The organism is Curvibacter cyanobacteriorum, from assembly GCF_028649475.1.
GTDB classification, from domain to species: Bacteria; Pseudomonadota; Gammaproteobacteria; order Burkholderiales; family Burkholderiaceae_C; genus Curvibacter; species Curvibacter cyanobacteriorum.
The window spans coordinates 283,028-289,237 of record NZ_JAQSIP010000007.1 but is presented as its reverse complement, the minus strand read 5'-3'; the positions used below and the strand labels follow the sequence as shown (position 1 = coordinate 289,237).

Annotated in this window: 6 protein-coding genes; 4 read left to right on the top strand and 2 right to left on the bottom strand. The window is 68.8% G+C overall.

Features of this window, described 5'->3' with window-relative positions:
- On the top strand, window positions 1–211 hold a 211-nt coding region (locus PSQ40_RS15955), incomplete at its 5' end, for a FlhC family transcriptional regulator (RefSeq protein WP_273952798.1).
- A 76-nt stretch (window positions 212–287) separates the two neighbouring features.
- Here PSQ40_RS15955 and PSQ40_RS15950 read toward each other — a convergent pair.
- Both PSQ40_RS15950 and PSQ40_RS15945 read right to left on the bottom strand, forming a co-directional pair.
- Window positions 288–1,001 (bottom strand): YebC/PmpR family DNA-binding transcriptional regulator, encoded by a 714-nt coding sequence (locus PSQ40_RS15950; protein ID WP_273952796.1) that lies wholly within the window; start codon window positions 999–1,001, stop codon window positions 288–290.
- Between the two features lie 186 nt (window positions 1,002–1,187).
- Complete coding sequence (locus PSQ40_RS15945; RefSeq protein ID WP_273952795.1) at window positions 1,188–3,296, bottom strand: M13 family metallopeptidase; 2,109 nt, start codon at window positions 3,294–3,296, stop codon at window positions 1,188–1,190.
- 834 nt (window positions 3,297–4,130) lie between these two features.
- On the opposite strand from PSQ40_RS15945, the gene PSQ40_RS15940 reads away from it, so the two are divergent.
- The 3 genes from PSQ40_RS15940 to PSQ40_RS15930 are packed head-to-tail and all read left to right on the top strand — an operon-like array spanning window position 4,131 to window position 6,089.
- Window positions 4,131–4,676 (top strand): hypothetical protein, encoded by a 546-nt coding sequence (locus PSQ40_RS15940; RefSeq protein ID WP_273952793.1) that lies wholly within the window; start codon window positions 4,131–4,133, stop codon window positions 4,674–4,676.
- A gap of 30 nt (window positions 4,677–4,706) precedes the next feature.
- Window positions 4,707–5,282, top strand: coding sequence for a Rossmann-fold NAD(P)-binding domain-containing protein (locus PSQ40_RS15935; protein ID WP_273952791.1), 576 nt, complete (start codon window positions 4,707–4,709; stop codon window positions 5,280–5,282).
- Between the two features lie 24 nt (window positions 5,283–5,306).
- Entirely contained in the window at window positions 5,307–6,089 is a 783-nt protein-coding gene (locus tag PSQ40_RS15930; RefSeq protein ID WP_273952790.1) for a flagellar basal body L-ring protein FlgH, read from the top strand.
- The last annotated feature ends 121 nt before the right edge of the window (window positions 6,090–6,210 follow it).

Genomic DNA, 6,210 nt, shown 5'->3' with positions numbered 1-6,210 from the left:
CGACATCGAACCCCTGCTGTCCTTCACCCGCGCCTGGCGCCTGGTCAAGTTCGTCGACGCCGACATGCTCACCATGACCGCCTGCTCCAAGTGCGGCGGCAAGTTCGTCACCGAACCCTATGAAAACGCCCGCCACTTCCTGTGCGGCCTGTGCAACCCGCCCGCCCGCGCCGGCAAGAGCAAGGCCGCCAAGAGCCTGATGGTGCACTGAGGCGCCAGCCACCGCCCAGAAAAAAGGCCCGCGGTAGCGGGCCTTGGTGATTGGGGGGGCAGCGCAGCGCTGGTGCTCAGCCACCCAGCCCGACGTAGACGTGCTGCACATCGTCGTTGCCGTCGATGGCGGCCAGGAAGGCTTCGACCTCTTCGAGTTGCTCGGCGCTCAGGCTGGCGGGGTCAATCGGGTTCTTGGGCTTGTAGCCCAGCTTGGCCGTCAGCACCGTGAAGCCGTGGTTGGGCAGCGCGCGGCTGACCAAGTCCAGGTCGGTCGGGGCGGTGATGAACAGGCTGCTGCCGTCTTCGTCGGCGGCCTCGAAGTCCTGCGCACCGGCTTCGATGGCGGCGAGTTCGGCATCGGCCCCGGTGACGGCCGGTTCGGCCTCGATCAGGCCCACATGGTCAAAGTCCCACGACACCGAGCCCGACGTGCCCAACTGGCCCTTGCGGAACAACACGCGCATTTCAGGGGCGGTGCGGTTGACGTTGTCGGTCAGGCATTCGACCATCACCGCCACGCGGTGCGGCGCATAGCCTTCGTAGGTGACGTGCTCGAAGTTGACGGCGTCGGACCCGATGCCGGCGCCCTTCTTGATGGCCCGCTCCAGCGTGTCCTTGGGCATGGAGACCTTGCGCGCCTGTTCCAGCACCAGGCGCAGGCGCGAGTTCAGCGAGGGGTCAGCGCCGCTGCGCGCGGCCACCATGATTTCCTTGGCCAACTTGCCAAACAGTTTGCCCTTGGCGTTGGCCGCCAACTCTTTGCCTTTTGCTTTCCACTGCGCGCCCATGTCTGATGTTCCTTGGATTGGTGTTGTCGCGCACCGGTCGGCCCCCAGGGCGCCGGTGCGTGCAGGCCGGCCTGGCGTCCGACAGGACGCCCCGACCGGGCTGAGGGACTAGGGTTATACACCGGCCGCTGCCAGCCAAGCGCACCCGGGTGGCGTGCCCGCGGCCGGCCCGGCGCGTGCACCACCTCACCAGATGCGCACGCGGTCGGCCGGCGCGCGCCACATCGCGTCACCGGGGCGGGTGCCAAAGGCGCGGTGAAACGCCCCCAGGTTCAGCAACGGGGCCCAGCCGCGCAGCGCGCTGTTGGCGTGGTAGTCGACGGCGGCCAGCAGGCGGATGCGCTCCTCGCGTGCCTTGTAGATCCACAGCTGGGACCAGGCGACAAAGCAGCGCTGGTCGGTGCTCAGGCCGTCGACCCGGGGCAGGTGGCGGCCCTTCAAGGCACGGTGCAAGGCCGCATGGGCCAAGGTGAGGCCCCCCAGGTCAGCGGTGTTCTCGCCCAGCGTGAGGGCGCCGTTCTGGTGCAGGCCGGGCAACAACTCGAGCCGATTGAACTGCGCCACCAGCACGTCGTTGCGCTGCTTGAACTCGGCGCTGGCGCGCGGCGTCCACCAGTCGCGCACATTGCCTTGGGCGTCAAACTGGCGCCCCATGCTGTCAAAGCCATGGGTCAGCTCATGGCCCACCACCGCGCCCATGGTGCAGTAGTTGACCACCGGATCGGCCCCCGGGGTGAAGAAGGGCGGCTGCGAGATGGCGGCGGTGATGTCGATGCCATTGAGCTGCGGGTCGTAGGCCGCATTGACCGAGATGGGCGTGGTGTGCCCGACCTCGGCAAAGCGCTCACGGTCGGCAGGGCGCCCCAGCCGGTCGACCTCGCGCTGCAAGCGAAACGCGGCCAGGCGCTGCAGGTTGCCCAGGTGGTCGTCGGGCCGGATCGCCACCGCACTGAAGTCGATCCAGCGCTGTGGGTAACCCACCTGGATGTCGACCTGGGCCAGCTTGGCCAAGGCCGCCGCGCGGGTCGGGGCATCAAGCCAGGGGTTGGTCTTCAGGCGGCGCGCCAACTCGGCCTTGATGTGGCCCACCATGCGGGTGATGTCACGCCGCGTGGCCTCGGTGTAGAAGTGCTGCACGTACAGCTGCGACAGCGGGTGGTAGAGCTGCTGCGACAGGGCCTGCACCACCTGCCGTTCCAGCGGTGGGGGCGCCGCCAGGCCATCCCGCTGACGCTGGTAGTCCTGGCTGAGCTGCCACCAGGGCTGGCCCAGGGCGTCCATGTTCAGCGCCAGCACCGACCAGTGCAAAAACGCCTGCACCTCGGCTGCCGGCCGCGTCGCCAGCTGCTGCTGCAGGGCGCGCAGCCCGGCCAGGTCCTGGACCTGCAGCCGCTCGGGCAGGGTCAGGCGGGCCGCGGCCGCCAGGGCCCGCAGGTCGATGGCCGGGATCAGGGCCTGCGCCTCGTCCACGCTGAGCAGGTTGTAGATCCGCGCGGGCTCGTACAGCTGCAGGGGCGTCAGCCGCGGCGCCGCCAGTTCGGTCTCCAGGGCCAGGATGGTGCGGGCCTTGGCGGCCGCCACCTCGGGGGCATCACCGAGTTGCTGATGCACGCGGGCGATGTAGGCCAGGTACAGGTCGCGCACCGGCTGGCTGGCCGGGTCGCTGTACTGGTCCTTCGACAGCGATAAGGCACCGAGCTGCAGGTTCAGCCGCACGCGCCGGCTGTCCTTCAGGTCGGGCAGGGTGGCCCAGCTGAGCAAGGGCGAGTTGCCGGTGCGGGCCTGCAAGCGCAGCGACAGCTGCGCCAGTTCGCTCGGGCTGCTGGCCCGCAAGGCCGCGGCCAGGTCGCCCTGCAGCGGCTGCAAGCCGGCTTCATTGCGTTGCGCCAGGTTCATGGCCGCGCGGTAGAAGTCACCCACTTGCTGGGACGGGCTGCCCTGGGGCGCGTGGCCCTGACTGGCCTGCACCGCCAGCTGGCGCAACTGGGCGTCGAGCTGGTTGGCCAGCATCGAGAAACCGCCCACCTCGGGCTCGGCATCCGGGATGCGCAGCTGCCGCAACCACTGGCCATTGGCATAGCGGTAGAAGTCCTGCCGCGGGTCCACGCTGCGGTCCATGTGCAGGGGCGAATAGCCCAGCGGCCCCTGGGCCGTGCCACCGTCCGCTGGCTCGGCGGCACTGGGCCGGACCGGGCGGTGAATCACCTCCGCGGCCGCCGTGGGGCGGGCACAGACCAGGGCTGCCAGGCCACACAGGGTCCAGGCAGCAACAGCAAAAGTGGGGCGCAAGGGCATGGCAGTGAGTCGGTCAGTTGAGAAGGCCCGAGCCCCCAAGGGGGCCCGCGCCAGGGGGAACCCGGCCCAACGCCAACCCCCCATTCAGGGCCAACGATAGCGCATCACGCCCGTTCGTCGCCGCGCAGGCCGCGCCGGGGGCCAGCACGCGCCGGGTCGGCGCGGCTGCCAGGCCGTGCCCCCTCCGGGGCCCGCCGGCCGGCTGCCGAGGTGCCAAGCCCAGCCGTGGAACGGGGCTCAAAATCATTATTCAGGTTAACCCTGAATAATTTCAAAATTGGTACAAAGGCAGCTCCCATGGCGACACCGGCGCGACCGCCGAATCGCTCCCATGAGGGCCCTGGATAAATACCTCACGGATTGACGGGACGTCGGCTGGGGCGGCCTGGGCATCTGGCCAGCGCCCGCGCGACGGCCCCAGCAAGCCCCCCCCAACACCCCACCACCACCACCGGCTGGCCCCCGCCCACGCAGCGGGGTCGGCACGGCGACGCCACCGCGGCCCGCTCCCGCAGCGCCTTCTGCTCGACCGGCAGAGTCCAGCCCGCCCCGCACCAGCGTCCGTTCGACCTGGCCCTGTGCGGTCCCATGCGGCCCGAAACAGCCCTGCGCCCCCCCGTCTTTAACCGACTTCAGACCGCCTCGACGCCCAAAAAGGTCAACCTTTTGTAAATATGAATTAATTTATTCAGCATGTACCCAAATAATGTTTATTTGTATTTTGATACATGCTTTCTTCAGGGAAATTGACTGATTTACCGGCGATTTATCAAGGGCCTCACCAAAGCGGCAAAACCTAGTATTCAGGCACCACTCAACTCCCTGGAGAAACTCATGAGCAGCATCAACACGAGCACCCTGAACTGCCTGCAGACGCCGGGCTCGTACGAAATCAACAACAAGGCCTTCGGCCCCGTGGTCGCCTCCGCGATCGGGGTGGCCGAAGCGGCAGCCGAGTCGGTCAGTGCCGTGTTCTCGTTCAGCGCCGAGAGCCTGGAGAAGCTGGCCGCCGCCACCGAAGGCAGCTACGACGCGGTCAGCGCCACCGTCAGCGAGGCGGCCAGCGCCCTCAGCAGCGGGGTGGACAGCACGGTGTCGGCGTTCAGCAGCGCGGTCGACGAGGGCAGCGACTTCATCAGCAGCCTGGGCAGCGCCGCCAGCGAGTGGGTCGACGACATCGAGGACGCCGCGGTCAGCGTCGGCAACACCGTGAGCGAGGCCGCCAACACGGTGAGTGACACCGTCAGTGACGCCGCCAGCGCGGTCTACGACGGCGCGGCCTCGGTGGTGGACACCGTGGCCGACGCCGCCAGCAGCACCGCGGCCTACCTGACGCTGGGCGTGCTGGGGGGCCAGCAACTGCTGAGCGAACTGGCCTGACCCTCAGCGCTGTCCAGAAGGAGCCTCGCCATGACCGTCCCCCCCTGTGCCCCCCTCACCCGCCCGTCCACCGCCCTGCGGGCCCTGGCCACCCTGGGCCTGGGTGCAGCCCTCAGCGGCTGCTCGATCGTCAGCCCGCTGCCGCTGTGGGAGCTGACCAAGGCCGCGGGCGCGGCCACCGGCTCGGCCCTGCAAGTGAGCAAGGGCCAAGCCAGCGACACCATCTACCACCTGCACCCGGCCGTGAAGGCGGTGTGCATCGAATACAACCCCCAAACCCAGGTGCCCGACGTGGTGCCCGCGCTGCAGGCCGAGTTGCGCCACCACTCGGTCGAGAGCCGGGTCTACAGCAGCAACGCCTGGAGCGACCGCTGCCCCGTCTGGCTGCGCTACAGCGCCTACATCGACTGGGCCACACCGCCCTTCAGCGACCAGCACAAGCCTTACTTGAACCGCGCCTCACTGACGCTGCAGCGCGACAACGGCCAGGTGCTGTCGACCAGCCACTACAACGTGGACTCCAGCTTCAGCGCCGGCAAATGGGGCTCCACCCGGGACAAGCTGGGCCCGGTGGTGACCGCCCTGCTCACAGGCTTTGAAAACTGAACCTCGCCCTTGAAAGAACTTGCCATGACCACGCCACAGCCTGACCACGCCCTTGCCCGTCCCCTGGCTCACGCCCCAGCCGCCCCCACCCGGCGCAGATCGCCCGCGCCCGCCAAGCTGCGCCTGGGCGCCGCCGCCCTGTGGCTGGCCAGCGCCGGTCTGCTGGGCTGCAGCAGCGCCCCCACCACCACGGTGCCCGGCCCCCTGAGCGCCCTGCCCGCACCGGCCCCGATGAACCTGGAGCGGGTCAACAACGGCTCGCTGTTCCAGCCCGGCATGACCTCGGCCTCGATGTTCATGGACCGCCGCAAGCCGCGCCACATCGGCGACACGCTGAAGGTGGACATCTCCGAGACCGTCAACGCCAGCAGCGCCCTGACCACCGACACCAGCCGCGAGAACGCCCTCACCGTCAAAGGCCCGGGCGTCAAGGGCGTGGGCAGCGGCATCATCCGTTCGCTGCTCAACCTCGACGCCTCGGCCTCGGGCAGCGACTCGTACAAGGGCACCGGCAAGACCACCGACGCCAGCAGCTTCACGGGCCAGTTGGCCGCCACCGTGATCAATGTGCTGCCCAACGGCAACCTGGTGGTCGCGGGCGAGCGCAGCGTGGCCTTGAACGGCGGCGTGCGCACGCTGCGCTTCTCGGGCGTGGTCGACCCCAAGGACCTGAAGTCCGGCAACGTGGTGGCCTCCAGCGATGTGGTCAACGCGCGGCTTGAAATGGCCGGCCAGGGCGATGTGTCCGAAGCCGCCCAACGCAACTGGCTGCAACGCGTGCTGACCAACACGCTGTCGGTCTGGTGAGGTAGGGCTCGGAGCAGCGAACCCTTGGCGATCCTGATCTGATCTGATCTGGTCAGGTCGGGCCAGCACGCCTAACTTCGCACGCCTGACCTCGCGCGCGGGGCCGGGCCCGCGTCAGGGG